19 protein-coding genes are annotated in these 23,663 nt (G+C 73.9%); 12 read left to right on the forward strand and 7 right to left on the reverse strand.

Annotated features, from left to right (window positions below):
- Positions 1-85 precede the first annotated feature (85 nt).
- From N5875_RS31180 to N5875_RS31195, 4 genes are all read left to right on the forward strand, one after another.
- Entirely contained in the window at positions 86-1,258 is a 1,173-nt protein-coding gene (locus N5875_RS31180) for a glycine betaine/L-proline ABC transporter ATP-binding protein (protein WP_318206886.1), read from the forward strand.
- Positions 1,251-3,062 carry an ABC transporter permease/substrate binding protein gene (locus N5875_RS31185; RefSeq protein ID WP_318206885.1) on the forward strand — a complete coding sequence of 604 codons (1,812 nt, stop codon included), beginning with the start codon at positions 1,251-1,253 and terminating at the stop codon, positions 3,060-3,062. The genes N5875_RS31180 and N5875_RS31185 overlap by 8 nt, the downstream gene beginning before the upstream one ends.
- 186 nt (positions 3,063-3,248) lie before the next feature.
- Positions 3,249-3,800, forward strand: a complete 552-nt coding sequence (locus tag N5875_RS31190) for a cupin domain-containing protein (protein ID WP_318206884.1) — start codon at positions 3,249-3,251, stop codon at positions 3,798-3,800.
- Positions 3,797-4,537, forward strand: a complete 741-nt coding sequence (locus tag N5875_RS31195) for a helical backbone metal receptor (RefSeq protein WP_338497511.1) — start codon at positions 3,797-3,799, stop codon at positions 4,535-4,537. The genes N5875_RS31190 and N5875_RS31195 overlap by 4 nt, the downstream gene beginning before the upstream one ends.
- Here the strand turns inward: N5875_RS31195 and N5875_RS31200 are convergent.
- On the reverse strand, positions 4,464-5,636 hold the full coding sequence (locus N5875_RS31200; protein ID WP_338497513.1) for a TDT family transporter: 1,173 nt from the start codon (positions 5,634-5,636) through the stop codon (positions 4,464-4,466). The two genes, N5875_RS31195 and N5875_RS31200, sit on opposite strands and share 74 nt — an antisense overlap.
- 70 nt (positions 5,637-5,706) lie before the next feature.
- On the opposite strand from N5875_RS31200, the gene N5875_RS31205 reads away from it, so the two are divergent.
- Positions 5,707-6,696 carry a LysR family transcriptional regulator gene (locus tag N5875_RS31205; RefSeq protein ID WP_318206881.1) on the forward strand — a complete coding sequence of 330 codons (990 nt, stop codon included), beginning with the start codon at positions 5,707-5,709 and terminating at the stop codon, positions 6,694-6,696.
- Positions 6,697-7,166: 470 nt separating this feature from the next.
- Here N5875_RS31205 and N5875_RS31210 read toward each other — a convergent pair whose 3' ends face one another.
- Complete coding sequence (locus tag N5875_RS31210; RefSeq protein WP_338497514.1) at positions 7,167-8,795, reverse strand: amidohydrolase; 1,629 nt, start codon at positions 8,793-8,795, stop codon at positions 7,167-7,169.
- A gap of 157 nt (positions 8,796-8,952) precedes the next feature.
- Entirely contained in the window at positions 8,953-9,603 is a 651-nt protein-coding gene (locus N5875_RS31215; protein WP_338497516.1) for a TetR family transcriptional regulator, read from the reverse strand.
- 70 nt (positions 9,604-9,673) lie between these two features.
- On the opposite strand from N5875_RS31215, the gene N5875_RS31220 reads away from it, so the two are divergent.
- Positions 9,674-11,128, forward strand: coding sequence for a cytosine permease (locus tag N5875_RS31220; protein ID WP_338497518.1), 1,455 nt, complete (start codon positions 9,674-9,676; stop codon positions 11,126-11,128).
- 129 nt (positions 11,129-11,257) lie between these two features.
- On the opposite strand, the gene N5875_RS31225 is transcribed toward N5875_RS31220, so the two are convergent.
- The 3 genes from N5875_RS31225 to N5875_RS31235 form a co-directional block, all read right to left on the reverse strand.
- The gene (locus N5875_RS31225) at positions 11,258-11,947 is read right to left on the reverse strand and encodes a gamma-glutamyl-gamma-aminobutyrate hydrolase family protein (protein ID WP_338497520.1); all 690 of its coding nucleotides are present in this window, start codon (positions 11,945-11,947) and stop codon (positions 11,258-11,260) included.
- 76 nt (positions 11,948-12,023) lie between these two features.
- The gene (eat, locus tag N5875_RS31230; protein ID WP_338497522.1) at positions 12,024-13,478 is read right to left on the reverse strand and encodes an ethanolamine permease; all 1,455 of its coding nucleotides are present in this window, start codon (positions 13,476-13,478) and stop codon (positions 12,024-12,026) included.
- Positions 13,479-13,656: 178 nt separating this feature from the next.
- Positions 13,657-14,385 (reverse strand): FCD domain-containing protein, encoded by a 729-nt coding sequence (locus N5875_RS31235; protein ID WP_318206875.1) that lies wholly within the window; start codon positions 14,383-14,385, stop codon positions 13,657-13,659.
- Positions 14,386-14,474: 89 nt separating this feature from the next.
- On the opposite strand from N5875_RS31235, the gene N5875_RS31240 reads away from it, so the two are divergent.
- The 3 genes from N5875_RS31240 to N5875_RS31250 are packed head-to-tail and all read left to right on the forward strand — an operon-like array spanning position 14,475 to position 18,021.
- A complete protein-coding gene (locus N5875_RS31240) occupies positions 14,475-15,839 on the forward strand; it encodes a glutamine synthetase family protein (protein WP_338497523.1) in 1,365 nt (454 codons plus the stop codon).
- Between the two features lie 38 nt (positions 15,840-15,877).
- On the forward strand, positions 15,878-17,242 hold the full coding sequence (locus tag N5875_RS31245) for an aldehyde dehydrogenase family protein (protein WP_338497525.1): 1,365 nt from the start codon (positions 15,878-15,880) through the stop codon (positions 17,240-17,242).
- The gene (locus N5875_RS31250) at positions 17,239-18,021 is read left to right on the forward strand and encodes a 3-oxoacyl-ACP reductase (RefSeq protein WP_338497526.1); all 783 of its coding nucleotides are present in this window, start codon (positions 17,239-17,241) and stop codon (positions 18,019-18,021) included. Before N5875_RS31245 ends, N5875_RS31250 begins: the two co-directional genes overlap by 4 nt.
- A 90-nt stretch (positions 18,022-18,111) precedes the next feature.
- Here N5875_RS31250 and N5875_RS31255 read toward each other — a convergent pair whose 3' ends face one another.
- Positions 18,112-19,314 carry an amino acid deaminase/aldolase gene (locus N5875_RS31255; RefSeq protein ID WP_338497527.1) on the reverse strand — a complete coding sequence of 401 codons (1,203 nt, stop codon included), beginning with the start codon at positions 19,312-19,314 and terminating at the stop codon, positions 18,112-18,114.
- Between the two features lie 1,420 nt (positions 19,315-20,734).
- Here N5875_RS31255 and N5875_RS31260 point away from each other — a divergent pair.
- The 3 genes from N5875_RS31260 (at position 20,735) to N5875_RS31270 (ending at position 23,631) form a co-directional block, all read left to right on the forward strand.
- Complete coding sequence (locus tag N5875_RS31260) at positions 20,735-21,628, forward strand: hypothetical protein (protein WP_338497529.1); 894 nt, start codon at positions 20,735-20,737, stop codon at positions 21,626-21,628.
- On the forward strand, positions 21,625-22,791 hold the full coding sequence (gene mycP / locus N5875_RS31265; protein ID WP_338497531.1) for a type VII secretion-associated serine protease mycosin: 1,167 nt from the start codon (positions 21,625-21,627) through the stop codon (positions 22,789-22,791). Before N5875_RS31260 ends, mycP begins: the two co-directional genes overlap by 4 nt.
- 108 nt (positions 22,792-22,899) lie before the next feature.
- Entirely contained in the window at positions 22,900-23,631 is a 732-nt protein-coding gene (locus tag N5875_RS31270) for an SseB family protein (protein ID WP_318206870.1), read from the forward strand.
- The last annotated feature ends 32 nt before the right edge of the window (positions 23,632-23,663 follow it).

Here is a 23,663-nt window from a genome sequence, read left to right on the forward strand (position 1 = left end):
GGCCCGCGGGCCGATCCCGCCCGCTCCACGGCCCAGCCGCGCGGGGGTGGTGGGGGCCGTTTTCGTTGCTACCCGTGAGGTTTATGTGTCCAGGCTCCAGGCAGACCACCTGTTCAAGGTGTTCGGCAGACGACCCGACGAAGCCGTCCGCAGGCTCGCCGCCGGCGCCGACCGCGAGGAGCTGCGCGCCGAGGGGACGACCGCAGCCGTGGTGGACGCCGGTTTCGTCGTCGAACCCGGCCAGATCTTCGTCGTGATGGGGCTCTCCGGGTCCGGCAAGTCGACCCTGCTCCGCATGCTCAACGGCCTGCTCGAGCCCACCGCCGGCCGGGTCCTCTTCGACGGACGTGACCTCACGGCGCTGTCCCCCCGCGATCTGCGCACCGTCCGCTCCACGAAGATCAGCATGGTCTTCCAGCATTTCGCGCTGTTCCCGCACCGAAACGTTCTGGAGAACGCCGCCTACGGCCTGGAGGTCCAGGGCGTCCCGCGCGCCGAGCGCGAGACCCGCGCCACCGAGGCCCTCGAACTGTGCGGCCTGGCCGGCTGGGAGAAGTCCTGGCCCGACGAGCTCTCCGGTGGCATGCAGCAGCGCGTCGGCCTGGCCCGCGCGCTCGCGACCGACGCCGACCTGCTCCTCATGGACGAGTCCTTCAGCGCGCTCGACCCGCTGATCCGCCGCGACATGCAGGACCAGCTCCTCGTCCTCCAGCAGCGGCTGAAGAAGACCATCGTCTTCATCACCCACGACCTCAACGAGGCCATGCGCCTCGGCGACCGGATCGCCGTCATGCGCGACGGCAGGATCGTGCAGCTCGGCACCGCCGAGGACATCCTGGTCCGCCCCGCCGACGACTACGTCGCCTCCTTCATCCAGGACGTCGACCGCTCCCGGGTGCTCACCGCCTCCGCCGTCATGACGGGCGGCGCCACCCCGGCGGACTGCCCCGACGACTGCACCTGCCAGGCCGTCGGGCCGGACACGCTCGTCGCCGACCTGTGCGCCGTGGCCGCCCGCGCCCCGCACCCCGTGACCGTCCAGGACTCCGACGGCGCCGTCCTCGGAGTCGTACCGACGGAGCGCCTGCTCGCCGTCATGGGCGGACTCGGCGCGAGGGATGCCGGCGACCCGACCGCCGCGAAGGCCGGCGCGGTGACAGACACCAGGACGGACAGCCAGACAGGCGGCAAGGCCGACGCCAAGACCGACGCCGCGACCGCCACCCAGTCGGAGAAGGAGCTGACCGCCCGTGCCTAGGCTTCCCCTCGGTGAGTGGGTCGACAGCTCCGTCGACTGGCTCCAGGCCCAGTTCTCCTGGCTCTTCGACGCCGTCAGCACCGGGGTCACCGGCCTCTACGACGGCATCGACGCCGTCCTGTCCGCGCCCCAGCCGCTGCTCTTCGCCGGCATCCTCGCCGTCGTCGCCTGGTGGCTGCGCGGGCTCGCCGCCGGTGTGCTCGCCTTCGCCGGGTTCGCGCTCGTCGACTCGGTCCAGCTGTGGGACGAGGCCATGGCGACGCTCTCGCTCGTCCTCGTCGCCACCCTGGTCACCCTGGTGATCGCGGTACCGCTCGGCATCTGGGCGGCCCGCTCGAAGACCGTCAGCACCGTGCTCCGGCCGGTCCTCGACTTCATGCAGACCATGCCGGCGATGGTCTACCTCATCCCCGGCATCATCTTCTTCGGCGTCGGCGTCGTCCCCGGCATCATCGCCACCATCGTCTTCGCGCTGCCCCCGGGCGTCCGCATGACCGAGCTGGGCATCCGGCAGGTCGACGGCGAACTCGTCGAGGCCGCCGAGGCGTTCGGCACCACCCCGCGCAACACGCTGCTGCGCGTGCAGCTCCCGCTGGCCCTGCCGACGATCATGGCCGGCGTCAACCAGGTCATCATGCTCGGCCTGTCCATGGTCGTCATCGCCGGCATGGTCGGCGGCGGCGGGCTCGGCGGCGCCGTCTACCGCGCCATCGGCAACGTCGACATCGGCCTCGGCTTCGAGGCCGGCGTCTCCATCGTCGTCCTCGCCATGTACCTGGACCGGATGACCGGCGCCCTCGGCCGCCAGGTCTCCCCGCTCGGCCGCCGCGCCGCCGCCAAGGCCCGCGCCGCGCTGAGCGCCAAGCGCCCGGGGGCGAAGCTGTGGGCCCACCGCCCGCAGCCCGTCACCGCCCTCGTCGGTGTCGTCGTCCTCGCCCTCGTCGCAGGGGGCACGGGAATCCTCGGCGGTTCCGGCGCGAGCTCCACCACCGCCTCGGGCACCGACGGCGGTCACGGCAAGAAGATCAGCATCGGCTACATCCCCTGGGACGAGGGCATCGCCTCCACGTACCTCTGGAAGGAACTCCTGGAGCGACGGGGGTACGAGGTCGACACCAAGCAGCTGGAGGCCGGCGCGCTCTACACCGGCCTGGCCGGCGGCCAGCTCGACTTCCAGACCGACTCCTGGCTGCCCGTCACCCACGCCCAGTACTGGGAGAAGTACAAGAACGAACTGGAGGACCTCGGCTCCTGGTACGGCCCCACCTCCCTGGAGCTCTCCGTCCCCTCGTACGTGAAGGGCGTCGACTCGCTCGCCGACCTCAAGGGCAAGGCCGGACAGTTCAAGGGCCGGATCGTCGGCATCGAGCCCAGCGCCGGAATGATGGGCATCCTCAAGGACAAGGTCCTCAAGGAGTACGGCCTGGAGGGCGAGTACGAGGTCGTCGACGGCTCCACGCCCGGCATGCTCGCCGAGCTGAAGCGCGCCTACGAGCGCAAGGAACCGGTCGTCGTGACCCTCTGGTCGCCGCACTGGGCCTACTCCGCCCACGACCTGAAGAAGCTCGCCGACCCCAAGGGCTCCTGGGGCAAGGGCGACGGCGTCCACACCCTGGCCCGTAAGGGATTCGCCGCCGAGAACCCCGAGGTCGGCGCCTGGCTGAAGAACTTCGAGCTGACCGAGAAGCAGCTCACGGACCTCGAAGCCGTCATCCAGAAGACCGGCAAGGGCAAGGAGCAGCAGGCCGTCCGGACCTGGCTGGACAGCAACCCGGGTCTCGCGGAGAAGCTCGCGCCGCAGTAGCGCCGCAGCTGCCCCCGGGCAGCCGGCGGGGACCGGTGAACGGTTCCTGTCCGAAAAGGGGTGGTCGCCGAACGTGTTCGGCGACCACCCCTTTTCGTCACGACGCGAAACCCCGCCCCAAAGCTGCGTAAGGTTCAGGTAACCGCCCGGTACGGGTACGCACGAGGCACGAGGGAGGGAGCCGACATGGACGAGAAGGAATCACCCCGCGTGGGCGCGGCCGTCAAGAGGCGACGCAGAGCGCTCCAGCTCACCCTGGCCGTCGTCTCCTCGCGCAGCGGTCTGTCCGTGCCCTTCCTCAGCCAGGTCGAGAACGACCGCGCGCGCCCCAGCCACCGCTCCCTCGAACTCGTCGCCGACGCCCTGGAGACCACTGCCGCCGACCTCCTCGCGGCCGCCGAGGCCTCCCGCACCGTCGACGTCGTGCGGGCGGACGAGGTCACCCCGGAGCTGCCCCCGGGCGTCCGGGCGATCGTCCGCGGCCGGCACCAGCTGCACGCCCTGGAGTTCACCGGCGAGCAGGACGCGGGCCGCGAGTTCCAGCACCGGAACGACGAGCTGCTGTACGTGGCCGACGGGGCCGCCGAGGTCGAGGCCGAGGGCCGCGCGTACCGGCTGGGCCGCGGCGACACGCTCTACCTCTCGGGCGGGGTGCGCCACCGCTGGCGCGCCACGGAGGCGGGCACCCGGCTGCTCGTCGTCGCGGTCGCCGAGCACGTCGAGGCCGAAGAGGAATGAGCGTGCGGCGTGGCACGGTCAGGAGAATCGTCTCCCTCGTGCCGTCCCTGACGGAGGCCGTCGCCGTCACCGCGCCCGGTCTGCTCGTCGGGGCGACGGACTGGTGTGCTCACCCCGCCGACCTCGACGTCGCACGGATCGGCGGCACCAAGAACCCCGACGTCCGCGCGATCACCGCGCTCCGCCCCGACCTCCTCCTCGCCAACGAGGAGGAGAACCGCGCCGCCGACCTCGCCGAACTACGGGCCGCCGGTCTTGACGTCCTCGTCACCGAGATCCGCACCCTCGACCAGGGCCTGCGCGAGCTGGAGCGGGTCCTCGCCGCGTGCGGCGCGCCCCGGCGGCCCCGCTGGCTCGACGAGGCGGAGACGGCGTGGGCGGCGGTCGCCTCTGAGGGGGAGTACACGGCCGTCGTGCCGATCTGGCGGCGCCCCTGGATGGTTCTGGGCCGTGACACCTTCGCCGGTGATCTGCTGGCCCGCCTCGGGGTCCGCAACCTGTACGCCGACCACCCGGACCGCTATCCGCGCCTGCCGCTCGACGAGCTCCGCGCCGCCGCTCCCGACCTCGTCGTCCTGCCCGACGAGCCGTACCGCTTCACGCGCGAGGACGGCCCCGAGGCCTTCCCCGGCACCGCCGCCGCCCTCGTCGACGGGCGTCACCTCACCTGGTACGGGCCGTCTCTCGTCGAGGCGCCGCGGGTGCTGGCGCGGGCCCTGCGAGCAGCGCACCGCTGAACAGACCGCGCACGGTGTGGGCCCCGGCGACGAGCCAGGCCGCGACGAGGAACACGTACAGGCCGATCGCGAGCCACCGGAAGGCCGCGAGACCGGTGTGCTGCGCGAGCCCCTCGGCGCCGGTCACACACGTCCCCACGGGGAACGTGAACGCCCAGAACGTCATCGCGAAGCCCATGCCCTGCCGGCGTGCCCGCAGCACCATCGCACCGGCGAGGGCCAGCCACAGCAGGGCGAAGCCCATGACGGGCACGCCGTAGAGGACGGCGAAGGAGGCGAAGCCGTGGGCGTACGGGGAGGGGAGGACGCCCGGGGCCACGTCGGCGAACTTGTTCGCGGCGGTCGTCGACTGGCCGAGCGGGCCGAGGACGAGGAAGAGGGTGGGGGTGAGCGCGAGGGGCAGCGGGCCGCCGGTCACGAGCCGGCCGAAGACCAGCGGCAGCATGACCAGGGTCGCGAGGAGGCTGACGCCGAACATCGCCCAGCAGGCGAGCAGCAGGGTCTCCTGGGCCTGGCCGGCGGGCAGATGGGGCACGAGCAGTGGGCCCAGGGCTGCGGAGACCATGGGGGCGACGACCGGCAGCAGCCACACCGGGGAGGCGTTCTCGATCTTGTGGTGGACGACCATGAGGTACGGGATGCCGACCGCGGCCGCCAGGCCGACGACCGTGCCGGCGGTGAACAGGACGGTGTCGAGCGCGACGGCGGCGGGGAGCCCGATCCAGTCCCGGCCCACGATCATGGCGCCGCCGCCGACCGCGAGCAGCGCCATCGAGAGACAGCCGTAGAACGGCGCCATGGCGGGGTCCAGGAGGTGGGCGCGCGCCTGGTCGCGGTGGTGGATCCAGTGCGCGGTGCGGGCGGCGAGCAGAACGAGCAGCATCGCGAGGGACAGCGCCCAGACCGCGGCGCAGGCCGTACGGAGGCCGGGGAGGTCCAGCGGGAGCCCGGCGCCGGCGTTGGCCACGATGGCGGTGCCCATCACGGAGGCGTACCAGTTGGGTCCGAGGTGACGGGCGGAACGGGCCGGGGAGGCGGCCGGCCGGGCGCCGGGGGTGGTGGCGCGGACGGCCGGAAGGGGAGGTGCGAGGCTTGCCATGGCTCCACCGTCGTCCGATTCCCCGGCCCCCACCAGGGATCTTGCGGCTATGACGTCATAAGCTGGCTTTATGAGCGGTAACGGGGAGCAGCGCGGCGAGCAGTACACGGGTGAACGCCGGGGCGAGGCGTACGGGGCCGACGTCAGAGCCCAGCTCCATCACCGGGTCCCGGATCTCGGGGCGCTCGAACTGCTCCTCGCCGTCGCCCGGCACGGGAGCCTCGGCGCCGCCGCCCGCGAGGTCGGCATCACCCAGCCCGCCGCCAGCAGCCGGATCCGCTCGATGGAGCGGCAGCTCGGCGTGGCCCTGGTCGACCGCTCGCCCCGCGGCTCGCGGCTCACCGACGCGGGCGCGCTCGTCACCGACTGGGCGCGGCGGATCGTCGAGGCGGCCGAGGCCTTCGACGCGGGCGCGCAGGCGCTGCGCGGGCGGCGGGACTCCCGGCTGCGGGTGGCCGCGTCGATGACGATCGCCGAGTACCTGCTGCCCGGCTGGCTGATCGCGCTGCGCGCCGAGCGACCCGACACGGCGGTGTCGCTCCAGGCCGGAAACTCGGCTGTCGTCGCGGAGCGGCTCCTCGCGAACGAGGCGGACATGGGCTTCGTGGAGGGGCTCGCGATCCCGGACGGCCTCGACGGGGTGGTCGTCGCCCACGACCGGCTCGTGATCGTCGCCGCGCCCTCGCACCCGTGGGCCCGCCGCCGCGGCCCGCTGGACCCGGCGGAGCTGGCGGCGACCCCGCTGGTCCTGCGGGAACGCGGCTCGGGCACCCGGCAGGTGCTCGACGCGGCGCTCTCGGACCACGGCGGGCTCGCGCAGCCGCTCCTCGAACTCGCCTCGACGACGGCGGTGAAGGCCGCCGCGGTCAGCGGGGCGGGGCCGGCCGTCCTCAGCGAACTCGCGATCGCCGAGGAACTGGCCTCGCGGCGGCTGGTGTCCATCCCCGTCGGGGGCGTCGAGCTGCGCCGGGACCTCCGGGCCGTCTGGCCCACGGGCCACCGGCCCACGGGCCCGGCCCGCGACCTCCTGTCCCTGACCCGCGCGCGGCCTGCGGGCTGAACGGCGGGGGGGGGCAGGGGCTCGCTCCGGGGAGGCCGCGGGCCGGTCGGAATGCGCCCGGCTTCCGGTCGGCCTGTGCCTGGCTTCCGGCCTGCCCTGCCCGGCTTCCGGTCGGGCTGTGCCTGGCCTCCGGCCGGATTTGCCCGGCTTCCGGTCGGGCTGTGCCTGGCTTCCGGCCGGATTTGCCCGGCTTCCGGTCGGGCTGTGCCTGGCTTCCGGCCGGATTTGCCCGGCTTCCGGTCGGGCTGTGCCTGGCTTCCGGCCGGACTCGCCCGGCTTCCGGTCGGCCTGTGCCAGGCTTCCGGCCGGCCGTGGCCCGGCCTCCGGTCCGACTGCGCCCTGTCTTCGGCCGGGCTGGGACTCCCACCCGCACTCACCGTGCAAGAGACGGAGCAGAGGTGCGGGTCTGTCTTCCTTTGCCCGGTTCTCTCGGCCGGCGGCTGCGGTTCGCTGCCTGGGGAGCCGGTGGCTCAGACCCCCGCTGCCCGGTGGGTGATCCGGCCGTCCAGGACCGTCAGCAGGACCGGGAGGTCCGGCAGGTCCGTCGCCGTCGTCGTCAGCGGGTTGTCGGCGAAGACCGTCAGGTCGGCGCGGAAGCCGAGGGCCGGCCGGCCCGCCTCGTGCTCCTCGCCCGCCGCGTACGCCGCCGCCGTCGTCATGCCCCGCAGCGCCTCCAGCGCCGTCAGCGCCTGCTCGGGGCCGTGCGGCGGCTGCCCGAGGTCGCGGCTCGGGCGCCGGTGCCGGGCCCCGGCCATCACGCCGAGCGGCGGGAACGGCGCGATCGGCCAGTCGGAGCCGAGGACCACCGTGGCCCCGGAGTCCGCCAGGTCCCGGCAGCGCCACGCGCGCGAGGCGCGCTCCTCGCCCAGGCGGCGCGACCAGTTGTCGGTGTGGTCGGCCCGGGTGAAGTCGCAGCAGTGCGTCGGCTGCATGGAGGCGAGCACGCCCAGCTCCGCGAAGCGGCGCAGCGTGTCGTCCGGGACCGTCTCGATGTGCTCGACCCGGTGCCGCACCTCGCTCCCGCCGGCCGCGCGCGCCTTCTCGACGGCGTCCAGGACGTGCCGGACGGCGGCGTCCCCGATCGCGTGCGTCGCGGTCGGCACGCCCGCCCGGTGCAGCTGCCCGATGATGCCGGTGTACGCGTCGGGGTCCGGCCAGAACGCGTGCGTGGACTCGCCATGGCAGTCGGGCCGCTCCAGCCACGCGGTGCCGTTGTCGATGGTCCCGTCCATGAAGAGCTTCACGCCCGCGACCTGCCACAGGGCGCCGCCCGTGCCCTGCCGCTCGATGAGGGCCCGTACCCCGTCCGCGTCCGTGCCGGGCTGGCACCAGGGCGCCACCCGGAGCCGCAGCGCCAGTTCACCGGCCGCGTCGAGCTCCCCGTACAGCGCGAGGCTCTCGCCGTTCGCGTCCATCGCGTGACCGCCGGTGAGCCCGGCCGCGGCCATGGACCGCAGCGCCGCGGCCAGCCGCTCCCGGCTCTCCTCGGCCGTCGGACGAGGGGCGACCCGCTCGACGAGCTCGCAGGCGGCGTCCTCCTGGAGCAGCCCGGTCGGGCGCCCGTCGGCGTCGCAGACGACCTCGGCGGAGGCCTGGGCGAAGGTGCGGGGGCCGTCGACCCCGGCGAGTTCGAGCGCGCGCCGGCTGGCCAGCGCCGAGTGGGCGTCGAAGAGCAGCAGGAACGCCGGGATCCCGTCGAGTACCGGGTCGAAGGGGGCGATGCCGACGGGGAGGTCGCCGAAGGCGTTCGGGTCGAGGCCCCAGCCGAAGAGCCAGTCGCCCCGGCCGAGGTTCCGGGCCTCGCGGGCGAGGGCCTCGCGGACGTCGTCGAGGTCCGCGCAGTACGACAGGTCGAGGCCGTGGGTCAGTTCGGCGCCGGACACCGGGTGCAGGTGCCCGTCGACAAGGCCGGGGGTGACGACGGCGCCCTTGAGGTCCACGACGGTGGTGGCGGGTCCCGCGAGCGCGCGGATCTCGCGGTCGTCGCCCAGGGCGGCGATCCGGCCGTCGTGGGAGACGGCGAGCGCGGTCTCGGGCAGGAACGCCCCCGTGCCGGGGTCGAGCAGACGGGCGGAGAGCAGGACGAGTCGGGTGCGCACGGGTGGCTCCAGGGCTCCAGGTGGCGGACGGGGTGCGAGAGGCGGCTAGCCGCGACGGGAGGCCCGTCAGTGGGGGACTGGCGGCGGGGGCATCGTCGGCCGGCGGTGGTCAGACGGGTTTCGCCGGCGGTGGTCAGACGGGTTCCGCCGGCGGCGGTCAGGCGGGCTCCGCCGGCGGCGGTACGTCGGTCAGCGCGCCGTGCGGCAGGCCGAGTTCGCGTTCCGCCGTGGTCACGGCCATCCGGGTCACGGCCTCCGGCCGGTCGGTCCGGTCCGAGTTGGCGTGGGCGCCGAGGCCGTCGAGCACCACCAGGATCTGGATGGCGGTGGTCCGCGGGTCGTCCGTACGGAACTCGCCGCGTGCGACTCCCTCGCGGATGAGCTGCTCCAGGCGGTCGTCGGAGGCGAGTTCCTGTTCGGTGACCCGGTCGCGCAGGACGGGCCGGTAGCGGCTGAGGTGCCGGGCGTTGATCCAGAGGCGGCTGATGTCGTCGTACGCCTCGCCCGCCGAGAGGGCGAAGTAGCGCGCGAGCCACTGTGTGGGGGTCCCGTGGGGGCGGTCGGCCGGGAGCAGGCCGTCGAGCTCGCCGGTGGCGGCCACGCTGAAGGCCTCGCCCACCAGGTCCTCCGCCGACGGGAAGTAGTGGCTGATCAGACCGGGTCGTACGGCGAGTTCCTCGGCGATCCGCCGGAGGGTGACGCACTCGAGCCCCTCGGTCAGGGCCACCCGTGCGGCGGTCTCCACGATCTCCGCCCGCCGGGCCTCGGGCGTTTTCCGAACTCTCTTGCGCTGAATGCTTGACGGCATAACCGCAATGCTATTGAGTGTGCGACCAATAAGCAACCAGGTGGGCACCACACGTAATCCGGAGGGCCGCATGACTTCCACGATCCCCGACCCGCTCCCGGGCCCTCAGGGCGCACAGGCCGCCGTGCGGGACACCGATCGGCCGGGCCGGATCGAGGCCCACGGCATCGACCACATCCCCGAGTCCGAGCGCCACGGACACCCCCGAGAGCTCTTCTCCGTGTGGGCGGCGGCGAACGTCAACTACCTCAGCCTGGTCATCGGCGGAGCCCTCGTCCTGATGGGCCTGAGCCTCTGGCAGGCCGTCGCCGTGACCGTCGTGGGCAACCTGTTCTGGCTGTTCCCCGGCCTCCTCGCCACCTCGGGACCGGCCGCCGGCGCGCCCAGCGAGGTGATCACCCGGGCCGTCTACGGCGTCCTCGGCAACCGCGTGAACAACGCGGTCGGCGGCTGGCTGGTCTCCGTCTGCTACTTCGCCCTCAACCTGGCCGCCGCGGCCACTGCCGCCTTCGCGCTCGTCGAGAAGGCGGGCATCGCGGCCGACACCCCCGTCAAGGTGGCCGTCATCGTGGTCATCGCCGCGCTCACGCTGGCGATCAGCGTCTACGGACACGGCCTGATCATCCGGCTGTACCTGCCGATCACCCTGGTCCTCGCCGGTGCCTTCACCGTCGTCGCGTTCGCCGTCCTGCGGCACGCCGACTTCTCGTACGCCCCCGCCGAGCCGCTCGGCGGAGTCGAGCTCTGGGCCCTGCTCCTGGCCGGCACCACGATGATCGCCTCGGGCCCGCTCTCGTACACCACGAGCGCCGACTTCTCCCGCTACCTGCCCCGCACCGCCTCGAAGAAGGCGATCATCGGGTGGAACGCGCTCGGCGCCTTCCTGCCCAGCGTCGTCGTCTGCTCGCTCGGCGCCCTCGCCGCCACCGCCGTCGACATGACCGACCCGCAGACCGCGCTCCAGGAGATCCTGCCCGGCTGGTTCGTCCCGGTCTTCCTGCTCGCCCTGGTCCTCGGCACCATCGCCATCAACGCCCTGACCGCCTACAGCGCGGGGCTCGCGCTCCAGGCCGTCGGCCTTCGCGTCCGACGCTCCGTCAGCGTCCTCTTCGACGGGGCCGTCGCTGTCGCCCTCACCCTCTACGGGCTGCTCGTCTCCCACTTCCTCGACACCGTCAGCAACGCCCTCCAGGTGATCACCGTCCTGATCGGCCCCCTGACGGCGGTCTACGCCACCGACGTCCTGCTGCGCCGCTGCCGCTACGACGGCCGCGCGCTCTCGGACGAGACCCCCGGCAGCCCCTTCTGGTACACCGCCGGCATCAACCCGGCCGGTGCCCTCGCGCTCGTCGTCGGCGTCACCGCCGCGGCCCTCTGTGTCAACACCCTCTACACGGGGCCGATCGCCGCCGCCCTCGACGGCGTCGACCTCTCCCTCCCTGTCGGCATGGGCGTCGCCGCCACCCTCTACGCCCTCCTCATGCGCAAGGACCGCACCCTGCTCGCCGCCCGGGCGCAGGCATGACCAGCCCTCGCCGTATGCCCCGTACGGCCGGTACGACTCGTACGACTGGTGCAGCCCGTGCGATCCGCGCGACAACCGGTGCCGCGCGGGGAGGCTCAGTCCCGGCGTACGCCCGCCGCGCGGGGACCGTCACCCCCGGCGTACGCCCGCCGCCTCGACGAGCCCGCGCATCACGCGCAAGTCGTCACCCATCTCCGGATGCCACTGGACGCCCAGGACCCAGGCCGGGTCTGCCAGCTCGACCGCCTCGACCGTGCCGTCCTCCGCGTGGGCCGAGGCCGCGAGCCCCGCGCCCAGCCGGTCCACGGCCTGGTGGTGGTAGGTCGGGACCTCGGTGAGCTCGGGCACCAGAGAGGCGTACCGACTGCCCGGCACCGGCTTCACCGGGTGCCGGCCGATCACCCCGACCGCCTCGACGTGCCCGTCCAGGTGCTGGATCAGGGTCCCGCCCCGGGCCACGTTCAGGAGCTGCATGCCCCGGCAGATGCCGAGCAGCGGGGTCCCGGATGCGACGGCCGCGTCGATCAGGGCCAGCTCCCAGGCGTCCCGCTCCCGGGCCGGCGGGCCGGTACGGGAGTCGGGCACGGCCCCGTACCGTACGGGCTCCACATCCGCCCCGCCAGCGATCACCAGCCCGTCGAGCCGGGCCACGACCGCCGCGGCGGCCTCCGGCGCGTCCGGCGGCAGCATCACCGCGATGCCCCCGCTCTCCTGGACGAGCCGCGGGTACGGCGCGGGGAGCAGCGCGGCCCGCATGTCCCACACGCCCCAGCGGGCCTGGTCCAGATAGGTGGTCACGCCGATGAGCGGCTTGGACACGGAACGTCCTCCAGGAAAGCGGGTGTACGGGGGGGTAGGGGTTCGGGTCCGGACGGACGGACGGACGGGCGGGCGGTCAGTCGCGTGCGAGCTCGGCCTCGGCGGCCGCGAGCGCGGCGAACTCCTCCTCCGGCGCCCTGGCCACCAGATGATGTCGACTGTAGAACGCGAAGTAGGCGAGGGCGATCGCGTACACCCCCAGTGCCATGAACGCCGCCGTCCGGTCCACCAGGAAGGTCGCGACGAGCGCCGACAGGGCCAGGACGAAGGCCACCGACGAGGTGACGATTCCGCCGGGTGTGCGGTACGGCCGGTGCAGCCCCGGCTCGCGGCGCCGCAGCACGAGGTGGGAGAGCGCCATCAGGGCGTACGAGATGGTGGCGCCGAACACGGCGATGTTCAGCATCCGGGCCCCGTCCCCGGTCCCGGCGGCCAGCGCGAAGCCGATCGCGCCCGGGATGAGGAGTCCCAGGTACGGCGACTTGCGTCGGCTGGTGAGGGAGAGGAAGCGCGGCAGATAGCCCGCCCGGGAGAGGGCGAACAGCTGGCGTGAGCCGGCGTAGATGAGGGAGAAGAAGGAGGCGACCAGACCGGCGAGGCCCGCGTAGTTCACGAAGCGGCTGAGCGCGGTCGGGTCCCCGTCGCCCTGGAGCGCCACGACCAGCGGGTTTCCCGCCTCCTGGACGGCGGCCGCACCGCGCGCCCCGGTTGCCGCGAAGAAGGTCATCACGGCGAGCAGCACCAGGATGCCCATCGAGATCGCAAGCGCCTTCGGCATCGACCGCACCGGATCCTTCGCCTCCTCGGCGGCGAGCGGCACGCCCTCCACACCGAGGAAGAACCACATGCCGAAGGGGAACGCCGCCCAGATCCCGAGCAGTCCGAACGGCAGCCAGGAGTTGGCTCCGAAGGCCTCGCCGTCGACCGGGATGTCGTTCAGGCCGTCGACGTGGAAATCGGTGAGGGCGCCGAGCGCGAAGACGACGAGCGCCGCGACCGCGACGGCCGTCACGATCAGGCTGAAGCGCAGGGCCTCGCCCACGCCCCACAGATGGATGCCGATGAAGAGGGCGAAGCAGACCAGATAGACGGGCCAGCCCGACTCCAGGCCGAACAGGCCGAGGGATTCGACGTAGTCGCCGATGAAGATGGAGATCGCGGCGGGCGCGAGGATGTACTCGATGAGGATCGCGGTGCCGGTGAGGAACCCGCCCCAGGTGCCGAGCGCCCGGCGGGCGAAGCCGTAACCGCCGCCGGCGGTGGGCAGGATGGCGGAGAGTTCGGCGAGGGCGAAGACCAGACAGGCGTACATCGCGCCCATCAGGACGGTGGCGATGGCGAGTCCGCCGAAGCCGCCCTTGGAGAGGCCGATGTTCCAGCCGGAGAAGTCCCCGGAGACGACGTAGGCGACGCCGAGCCCGGTGAGCAGCAGCCACCCGGCGCTGCCGCGGCGCAGCGTGCGTCGCTCCAGATAGTCGTCCTTCGGTGGGGTGGTGCCTCCGGAACTCCCGGTGGCTTCTTCGAGCGTCATGGCAGCGTCAGCTCCCCGCAACGGACCCAATGGATTGGAGCCATACCTTTGCGGTGCCGACGGGAGAGCGCAACCCCCGTGCGTTACTTTCGGGTTACGTACCCCGGGGCGCCCGCCTCTCGGGTCACGTACCCCGGGATGCCCGTACCTCCGGGTCACGTACCCGGGGACGCCCGTCTCATGTCAGGAAGCCCCGCAAGAGCGCCGCCGTCCCCGAGCAGTGCTCCCGCATCACCTCGCGCGCCGCGTCCGCGTCCCCGTCGAGGACCGCCTCCACCAGGGCGGTGTGCTGGTGCTGGGAGTGCTCCAGGTTGCGTACGAGCAGCGGGATGCAGTCCAGCAGATCGTTCACGGTCGCCCGGACGGCGGCGTACTGCGCGGTGAGCGTCGGCGAGCCGGAGAGCTCGGCCAGAGTGAGGTGGAGCAGGGTGTCCTGGCGGCGGTAATCGGCCAGCGGGGCGTCCTGGGTCGCCGCCACGGCCGCCCGCAGCCGCTCGGCGCCCGCCGCGTCGAGGCCGTGGGCCGCGCAGAGCCCGGCCGCCCCGACCTCCAGGACCTCGCGGAAGCGCAGGGTGTCCTCCATGTCGACCGTGGCGATCCGGCGGCGCAGCTCGTCCTCGTCGGCGGTCTGGACGCGGGGCAGCACGAACGTTCCGCCGTAGCGGCCGCGCCGGCTCTCCACGAGGCCCTGCTCCTGGAGGACCTTGAGGACCTCGCGCAGGGTCACCCGGCTGATCCCCATCCGGTCGGCCAGCTCCCGCTCGGCGGGCAGCCGCTCCCCGCCGGGCACGAGCCCGAGCCGTACCACCTGGAGGATCTGCTCCAGGGCCTCCTCGAAGCCGTTGCCCGCCCGGACCGGCCGCAGCACGGGCGTCAGCCGGTCCGCCGATTCACTCGTACTGGCCACGTTGTCGATTCCCCTTCGTCAGCACTTCCCAAGCAATGGTCTTCCGCAATACCTTATGGCTTCCGGCAGGCCGAAGGAGGAGCAATCCCGTGGCAGACCGCAAACCCCCGCTCACCGTCGAGGAGCTCCGTGCCCTCGTCGCGAGCGGCGAGATCGACACCGTCGTCCTGGCCTTCCCCGACATGCAGGGGCGGCTCCAGGGCAAGCGGTTCGCCGCCCCGTTCTTCCTGGACGAGGTACTCGGCCACGGCACCGAGGGCTGCAACTATCTCCTGGCCGTCGACACCGAGATGAACACCGTCGACGGCTTCGAGATGTCCTCCTGGGACCGCGGCTACGGCGACTTCGCGATGCACCCCGACCTCACCACCCTCCGCCGCCTCCCCTGGAACGAGGCCACCGCCATGGTGACCGCGGACCTCGCCTGGGCCGACGGCACCCCCGTCGTCGCGGCACCCCGTCAGATCCTCCGCCGCCAGCTGGAGCGCCTGGCGGAGCACGGATTCACCGCCCACGTCGGCACCGAACTCGAGTTCATCGTCTTCAAGGACAGCTACGAGCAGGCCTGGGACGCGAACTACCGCGGCCTCACCCCCGCCAACCAGTACAACATCGACTACTCCGTCCTCGGCACCGGACGCATCGAACCCCTCCTGCGCCGCATCCGCAACGAGATGACCGGCGCCGGACTCACCGTCGAGTCCGCCAAGGGCGAGTGCAACCCCGGCCAGCACGAGATCGCCTTCAAGTACGACGAGGCCCTCGCCACCTGCGACGGACACGCCGTCTACAAGACGGGCGCCAAGGAGATCGCCGCCCAGGAGGGCTACTCGCTCACCTTCATGGCGAAGTACAACGAGCGCGAGGGCAACTCCTGCCACATCCACCTCTCCCTCCAGGACGCCGAGGGAACGAACGTGATGGCGGGCGACGACGCGCACGGCATGTCCGCGATCATGCGGCACTTCCTCGCCGGACAGCTCGCCGCCCTCCGTGACTTCTCCCTCCTCTACGCCCCCAACATCAACTCCTACAAGCGGTTCCAGCCCGGCTCCTTCGCGCCCACCGCCGTCGCCTGGGGCCACGACAACCGCACCTGCTCGCTCCGGGTCGTCGGCCACGGCCGCTCCACCCGCTTCGAGAACCGCCTCCCCGGCGGCGACGTCAATCCGTACCTCGCCGTGGCGGGCCTGGTCGCCGCCGGGCTGTACGGCATCGAGCAGCAGCTCGAACTCCCCGAGCCCTGCACCGGGAACGCCTACACCGCCGAGTACGCGCACGTGCCCACCACCCTGCGCGAGGCCGCCGAACTCTGGGAGACCAGCGAGATCGCCAAGGCCGCCTTCGGGGACGAGGTCGTCGCCCACTACCGCAACATGGCCCGCGTCGAACTCGACGCCTTCGACGCGGCCGTGACGGACTGGGAACTGCGCCGCTCCTTCGAACGCCACTGATCCGGGCAGCCCCCGCGAACGCTTCTGAGAGGACTGAGTTGCTCCAGGTACTGAACCCGGCGACCGAGGAGCCGGTCGCCACCGTCCCCGCCGCCACCCCGGCCGACGTGGACGCCGCCGTCGCCCGGGCCGCCGGCGCCCAGCGCGGCTGGGCCGCAGCCGCGCCCGCCGACCGGGCCCGGGTGCTCCGCCGCTTCGCCGCCGTCGTCGACGACCACGTCGAGGAACTGGCCCGGCTCGAAGTCACCGAAGCGGGCCACACCATCGGCAACGCCCGCTGGGAAGCCGGCAACGTCCGCGACCTGCTCGACTTCTCCGCCGGGGGAGCGGAGCGCCTCAACGGGCGCCAGATCCCGGTGGCCGGCGGCCTGGACGTCACGATCCTCGAACCGCTCGGGGTCGTCGGCGTCATCGCCCCCTGGAACTTCCCCATGCCGATCGCCGCCTGGGCCACCGCGCCCGCCCTCGCCGCCGGCAACGCCGTCCTCCTCAAGCCCGCCGAGACCACCCCGCTCACCGCGCTCCGGCTCGCCGAACTCGCCCTGGAGGCGGGCCTGCCCGAAGGTCTCTTCCAGGTCCTCCCCGGCACCGGCCGGGTCGCGGGCAACGCCCTCGTCGAACACCCCGGCGTAGCCAAGATCGTCTTCACCGGCTCCACCAGGGTCGGCAAGTCGATCATGGCGAAGTGCGCCGACCAGGTGAAGCGCGTCACGCTCGAACTCGGCGGCAAGAGCCCCAACATCGTCTTCGCCGACGCCGACCTCGAAGCCGCCGCAGCGGCCACGCCCATGTCGTTCCTCGACAACAGCGGCCAGGACTGCTGCGCCCGTACGCGCATCCTCGTCCAGCGGAGCGCGTACGACCGCTTCATGGAGCTGCTCACCCCCGCCATCGAGGAGATCGTCGTCGGCGACCCCGCCGACGAGCGCACCCAGATGGGCCCGCTCATCTCCCGCGCCCAGCTCGACCGCGTCCGCTCCTACGTGACGGACGACCTCCCCGGCATTCGCGGCAAGGCCCCGGAGGGCCCCGGCTTCTGGTTCCCGCCGACGGTCCTCACCGACGTCTCCGAGGACGCCCCCTGCGCCGTCGAGGAGGTCTTCGGACCCGTCGCCGTCGTCCTCCCCTTCGAGGACGAGGCCGACGCGATCCGCCTCGCCAACGCCACCGAGTACGGCCTGTCCGGCTCCATCTGGACCCGGGACGTCGGCCGCGCCCTGCGCGCCTCCCGCGGCGTCCGGGCCGGCAACCTCTCCGTCAACTCCCACTCCAGCGTCCGCTACTGGACCCCGTTCGGCGGCTACCGGCAGTCCGGCCTCGGCCGCGAACTCGGCCCCGACGCACTGACCGCCTTCACCGAAACCAAGAACGTCTTCATCAGCACGGAGGGCCCCGCACTGTGAGCAACGAGATCATCTGCCGCCGACTGGTCGGCCGTACCGCCGTCATCACCGGAGCCGGCAGCGGCATCGGCCTGGCCACCGCCCGCCGCTTCGCCTCCGAGGGCGCCAACGTCGTCTGCGGCGACATCGACGAGACCGCAGGCAAGGCCGCCGCCGAGGAGGTCGGCGGAACCTTCGTCCAGGTCGACGTCACCGACCCCGATCAGGTCGAGGCGCTGTTCAAGACCGCCTTCGACACCTACGGCTCCGTCGACATCGCCTTCAACAACGCCGGCATCTCACCGCCCGACGACGACTCCATCCTGGAGACCGGCCTGGAGGCCTGGAAGCGCGTCCAGGACGTCAACCTCACCTCCGTCTACCTCTGCTGCAAGGCCGCCCTGCCCTACATGCGCCGCCAGGGCAAGGGCTCCATCATCAACACCGCCTCCTTCGTCGCTCTCATGGGCGCGGCCACCAGCCAGATCTCGTACACCGCCTCCAAGGGCGGCGTGCTCGCGATGTCCCGCGAGCTCGGCGTGCAGTTCGCCCGCGAAGGCATCCGCGTCAACGCCCTCTGCCCCGGACCGGTGAACACCCCGCTCCTCCAGGAGCTGTTCGCCAAGGACCCCGAGCGGGCCGCGCGCCGCCTGGTCCACATCCCGGTCGGCCGTTTCGCCGAGGCGGAGGAGATCGCGGCCGCGGTCGCCTTCCTCGCGAGCGACGACTCGTCCTTCGTCAACGCCAGCGACTTCCTGGTCGACGGGGGCATCGCCGGCGCGTACGTGACACCGCTCTAGGCCCAGTCACCAGGCCAGGCCTCACGGCGCACGGCGGCCGGGCATCGCGCACGATGCCCGGCCGCCGTGATCCCTGGCCTGATCGCGGGTCTAGAGGAAGGTCTGGCCCTCGCCCCGGTAGGTGGGCACGGTCGCGGTGATCCGATCACCCTCGATCAGCCGCAGACTCGCGAACCGCTCGCACAGCTCACCGGCCTTCGCGTGCCGGAACCACACCTTGTCGCCGATCCGCAGATCGTCGGCGGGCGAGCCGATCAGCGGGGTCTGCACCTCGCCCGGACCCTCCTGGGGGTCGTACTTCAGTCCCTCCGGCAGGTACGGCACGGGCAGCCGGTCGGGCCCGGCGGCCCCGGACGCCGGATAGCCGCCTCCGAGGACGGTCACCACCCCCACCCCCGGCCGGCGGACGACGGGCTGCGCGAAGAGAGCCGCGGGCCGCCCGCTGAACGAGGTGTAGTTGTCGAAGAGCCGTGGCACGAAGAGCCCCGAACCCGCGGCGATCTCCGTCACCGCGGCCTCGGCGGCGGTGTGCTGCACGCTCCCGGTGCCGCCGCCGTTCACGAACTCCAGGTCCGGCGCCACGGCCCGGACGGCACGCACCACGGCCGCCCTGCGCTCGGCCAGCTCCCTGCGAGCCGCCGCCTGCATCAGCCGGATCGCCCGCGACCGCAGCGGCCGGCCCGCGACCGCGTCCCCGACACCCGCGACATGCCCCTCGTACGCCATGATCCCGACCAGCCGGAACCCGGGGCGCCGCACCACCGAACGGGCCAGCTCCGCCAGTTGCGCGGGCTCGCGCAGCGGGGAGCGACGGGCACCGACCCGGATCCGGCCGCCGAGGAGGCTGAGCGCCGTGTCCAGCTCCAGACAGACCCGGACCTCCTCCGTCCCGCCCGCGCGGGAGGCGTCGATCAGATCCAGCTGCGCCACGTCGTCGACCATCACGGTCACGGCGGCGGCCAGCTTCGGATCGCGCGCCAGCTCGCCGAAGCCGGTGCGGTCGGCCGACGGATAGGCGAGGAGCACGTCCTCGAACCCGGCGCGGGCCAGCCACAGCGACTCGTCGAGCGTGAACGACATGATCCCGGCGAAACCCTCCCGCGCCAGCACCCGCTCAAGGAGCGCCCGGCACCGCACGGACTTGCTCGCGACCCGGATCGGCTTGCCGCCGGCCCGGCGCACGAGGTCGTCCGCGTTGGCGTCGAAGGCCTCAAGATCGACGATCGCCACGGGCGCGTCGAGATGAGCGGTGGCCCGGTCGTAACGGGCCCGGTCGGCGGCACGGGGAGTCATGGCCCGAGCTTGCCAGACCGGTTTACGGGTGGGTAGCCCCTGGGTTCCCGTACCAGGGGGAACAGCCCGTAGAGTGACGGGCATTGTCGACACGAGCGGGGGGACGGGGATGACCGGCGAACAGCGCCCCGGCACGACCTCCCGCATCACGGACGCCCTCCTCCGACCGGAGCCGGCCCCGGCCCCGTCCGAGATGGAGATGACGACCCGGCTGCGACCGATCAGGCCGGAAGACCCGCCGCCGCCACGGGGCGGACCGGTGGCCGCGACAGCCCCCGTCAGCGCGCCGAGGCCGCCCGAGTCCGTCCCCCGCCCGACGACCGGCCCCACCCGCCCGGTGGCCGACCCCACGCCCCCGACGGCCGGCGCCCCGGCGCCGACGGCTCCGCCTGGGGCAGGCTCGGGAGCCGCGCAGCCGATGCCCCCGGTGACGGGTCCCCCGACCCCGTCCACCGCACGGCCTCGCCCCGCGACGGGCCCCGCCGGTACGGCCGCCGCGACACCATCCCGCCCGAACACCGCTCCGCCGACCCCGCCCCACCCGCCGGCTCCGGCTCCGTCCCACCCGGCGGCTCCTCCGGCTCCGGAAGCCACCCCCGCAGCGATGGGCTCGGGGGAAGCCGACACATCGCCTCGCTCTCCGGCGGCCACCGCTGCGGGTGCTGCGTCCGCCACTCCGAGCCCACCGATGCCCGCTCCCACAGCTCCGACGCCCGGCGAGCCCTGGCAGCCCGCCCCCGCCGCATTCCGGCCCGCCCCCGCCGCTCCGCCGCGTCCGGCCGCAGCCCCCCATGCGCGACCCGCGGAGACGGCGGCGTCGGCCACGTCCGGGCCGGCGTCCGCCGCTCCGCCGCGTCCGGCCGCAGGTCCCGCCGCCCCCGATCCGGGACCTGCGGGGACGGCGGCGCCCGCCTCGTCTCGGCCGGCGTCCGCCGGTCTGCCGCGTCCGGCCGCAGGTCCCGCCGCCCCCGATCCGGGACCTGCGGGGACGGCGGCGCCCGCCTCGTCTCGGCCGGCGTCCGCCGGTCTGCCGCGTCCGGCCGCAGGTCCCGCCGCCCCCGATCCGGGACCTGCGGGGACGGCGGCGCCCGCCTCGCCTCGGCCGGCGTCCGCCGGTCTGCCGCGTCCGACCGGAGGCCCCGCTGCCCTCCACCCGCGTCCCGCGGAGACGGCGGCGCCCGCCTCGTCCCGCCCCGCGTCCGCCGCCCCGCCGCGTCCGACAGCCGGTCCCACCGCTCCGGATCCGCGACCCGCGCCGACTGCGGCCCCCGCGCCCGCCCGGCCTGCGTCCCGCCCGGCGGCCCCCGTGCCCGCCGCCTCCGGTTTCGCCGCCCGGGTGGCTCCCGAGCCCGCCGCCTCCGGTTTCGCCCCGGTCGCTCCCGCGCAAGCGGCCGCGTCCGCCGGTCCGCTTCCTCGGGCGGTGACCCATCACGCCCGGCCGCACAGCACCCCGTTCGGCCACCCCCACGGTCACGGGGCCCACCGGGCCCCCGCCGCCGCCCTGCCGCCCGAGACTTCCTTCGAGACCACCACCCGGCTTCGGCCCGTGCGGGAGCGGCGGACCGGGCGGGCCCTCGCCGTCGGCGTCTGCGCCGTGCTCGGGATCGGGCTCATCGGCGGGGCCCTCACCGGCGTGTGGCTGGCCGCCGCCGAGCCCGGGGAGCCCGCCGAACCCGCCGGGTACACCCAGGCCAAGGACCTCTGGCACAACGCCCCCGTCGACACCCTCTTCCCCCGCACCCTCGCAGGACCCGGCGCGGGTCCGGGCGCCGCCGCCCGCACCTGGACCCGGATCGTCGTCGCCCCCGACGCCGCCTGCACGCCCGCCGTCCTCGCCAAGGGCCTGCTCGCCACCCTCCGGCCGCTCGGCTGCGAGCGCGTCCTGCGCGCCACGTACACCGACGCCACCGCCAGCAGCGTGATCACCGTCGGCCTCGTCTTCACCCGCGCCGAGCCCACCACGCAGCGCACCCTCGGCCAGGGCCTCACCACCCGCCTCGGCCAGGACGTCCCCCCGGCGCTCCCCGGCCCCGGCACCGTCGCCGCCCGCTTCGGTGCGAAGCAGCGGGCCAGCTGGTGGCTGAACGCCCCCACCGACCTCCCCGTCGTCGTCACCGCGGTGTCCGGCTTCGCCGACGGGCGCGCCGTCGACGCCCCGCAGCCCGCCGACCGCGCCATGACCGCGGGCCGTACCGACGCCACCGCACAGTCAGGCCTCGGCCACGAGGCCAAGAACATCACCGTCCGCTTCGAGCAGCTGCTGCGCACGGCCGTCGCCCCGCCGGCGAAGGACAAGGAGAAGGACGCCCGGTGACCCGCCTCCGTACCCCCGCGGCCGTCCTCCTCGCCACCGCGTTCGCCGTCCTCCCCGCCACCACCACACCCGCGTACGCCGACACCATCAGGGCCCGCCAGTGGGGCCTCCAGGCCCTCCACACCACGGAAGCCTGGCGGACCACCAAGGGCGAGGGCATCACCGTCGCCGTCCTCGACACCGGCGTCGACGCCGAGCACCCCGACCTCGAGGGCTCGGTCCTCACCGGCCGCGACCTCGTCGGCTTCGGTGCCTCCCGGGGCGACCGCGCCTGGGCCCGGCACGGCACCGCCATGGCCGGGATCATCGCCGGGCACGGCCACGGCCCCGACGGCGGCGACGGCGTCCTCGGTATCGCCCCCGACGCCAGGATCATGCCCGTCCGGGTCATCCTCGAAGGCACCGACAAGTCCCGCGACAAGGCCCGCAAGACCCGCGGCACGGCCCTCGCCGAGGGCATCCGCTGGGCGGCCGACCACGGCGCCGACGTCATCAACATGTCCCTCGGCGACGACTCCAAGTCCGCCCACCCGGACGCCGGTGAGGACGCCGCCGTCCAGTACGCGCTCGCGAAGGGCGTCTCCGTCGTCGCCTCCGCCGGCAACGGCGGCGAGAAGGGCGACCACATCTCCTACCCCGCCGCCTACCCCGGCGTCATCGCCGTCACCGCCGTCGACCGCTACGGCACCCACGCCTCCTTCTCCACCCGCCGCTGGTACGCCACCGTCAGCGCCCCCGGCGTCGACATCGCCATCGCCGACCCCGACCGCCGGTACTACGAGGGCTGGGGCACCAGCGCCGCCGCCGCGTTCGCCTCAGGAGCCGTCGCCCTCGTCCGCTCCGCCCACCCCGACCTCACCCCGGCCCAGGTCAAGCAGCTCCTCATCGACACCGCCCGCAGCCGGCCCAAGGGCGGCCGCAGCGACGCCAAGGGATACGGGACGGTCGACCCGGCCGCCGCGATCGAGGCCGGCGCGAAGATCAAGGGCGGCGACCCCAAGACCACGGCCACCGGCTACCGGGGCCGCTACTTCGGCCCCGGACCGCTCCCCGCCCCCGAGGAGAGCCGCCCCGTCGGCCTGCTCGCCCCCCTCACCGGCGGCCTCGGCGCCCTGCTCCTCCTCACCGCCGTGATCCTCCACCGCGCCCACCGGACCCGCTAGCGCCCACCGGACCCTCCGGCGCCCACCGGACCGGCCGGCGCCGCGCCTCGCCGGAGCCGCCGGGACCCGGCGGACCGACCGGCCCCGCCCGGCGGTTAGGCTCGGTGCGTGGCGCTCAAGAACATCCCGGACCCCGGTTTCTCCGACGACGACGGCACCGCCGACCCGCGGCTCGCCGCGGCCCTCGCGGCCTGGGCGGAGGACAGAACCGCCCACGGCCCCGTCCTCGACGCACTGCGGGAGGCCCGGCTGCTCGTCCCCGTCGTCGCCGTCCTCGGCGAGGTCGAGACCGACGAGAACGGCCTGCGCCGCGAGAAGACCAGCGACATGGCCGTCCCCACCCTCACGGCCGGCGACCGGCGCGCCCTGCCCGCCTTCACCTCGATCGCCTCGCTCGCCCTGTGGGACCCGGAGGCCCGGCCCGTCGCCGTCCCGCTCCACCAGGCGCTCCAGGCGGCCGCGCACGAGAAGGCCGACACGGTCGTCCTCGACCTCGCGGGCCCGGTGCCGTACCAGCTGACCGGCCCGGCCCTGCTCGCCCTCGCGGAGGGCCGTACGAGTGCCGACCCGCTCGACGACCCCGCCGTACGGGAAGCGGTGCGGGCCGCCGTCGCCGCCGAGCCCGCGGTGCTCCGCGCCCACCTCGGCCCCGGTGCCGCCGACGGAACCCTCGCCCTGGTCCTCGCCGGGGACGGCTCCCCGGCGGAGGCCGCCCAGCGCGTGGCCCGCGCCCTGGCCGCCGACGAAACACTGAGGGCCCGCCTGGTGCGCGGCCTCGACCTGGCACTCCTGCCGGCCTCGGCCACGCCTCCCGGCGAGCCCTTCTACGTAAAGCGGTAAGCGACGAGGGTTCCCGCTGGGCGACCCCCGCC

This window comes from Streptomyces sp. SJL17-4 (assembly GCF_036826855.1).
Taxonomy (GTDB): domain Bacteria; phylum Actinomycetota; class Actinomycetes; order Streptomycetales; family Streptomycetaceae; genus Streptomyces.

What these genes read in the sequence shown, in the direction of transcription:
- eat (WP_338497522.1), bottom strand. Translation starts at nt 13,478, where the DNA reads ATGACGCTCGAAGAAGCCACCGGGAGTTCCGGAGGCACCACCCCACCG.
- N5875_RS31200 (WP_338497513.1), bottom strand. Translation starts at nt 5,636, where the DNA reads ATGGCAAGCCTCGCACCTCCCCTTCCGGCCGTCCGCGCCACCACCCCC.
- N5875_RS31215 (WP_338497516.1), bottom strand. Translation starts at nt 9,603, where the DNA reads ATGCCGTCAAGCATTCAGCGCAAGAGAGTTCGGAAAACGCCCGAGGCC.
- N5875_RS31220 (WP_338497518.1), top strand. Translation starts at nt 9,674, where the DNA reads ATGACTTCCACGATCCCCGACCCGCTCCCGGGCCCTCAGGGCGCACAG.
- N5875_RS31190 (WP_318206884.1), top strand. Translation starts at nt 3,249, where the DNA reads ATGGACGAGAAGGAATCACCCCGCGTGGGCGCGGCCGTCAAGAGGCGA.
- N5875_RS31195 (WP_338497511.1), top strand. Translation starts at nt 3,797, where the DNA reads ATGAGCGTGCGGCGTGGCACGGTCAGGAGAATCGTCTCCCTCGTGCCG.
- N5875_RS31205 (WP_318206881.1), top strand. Translation starts at nt 5,707, where the DNA reads ATGAGCGGTAACGGGGAGCAGCGCGGCGAGCAGTACACGGGTGAACGC.
- N5875_RS31255 (WP_338497527.1), bottom strand. Translation starts at nt 19,314, where the DNA reads ATGACTCCCCGTGCCGCCGACCGGGCCCGTTACGACCGGGCCACCGCT.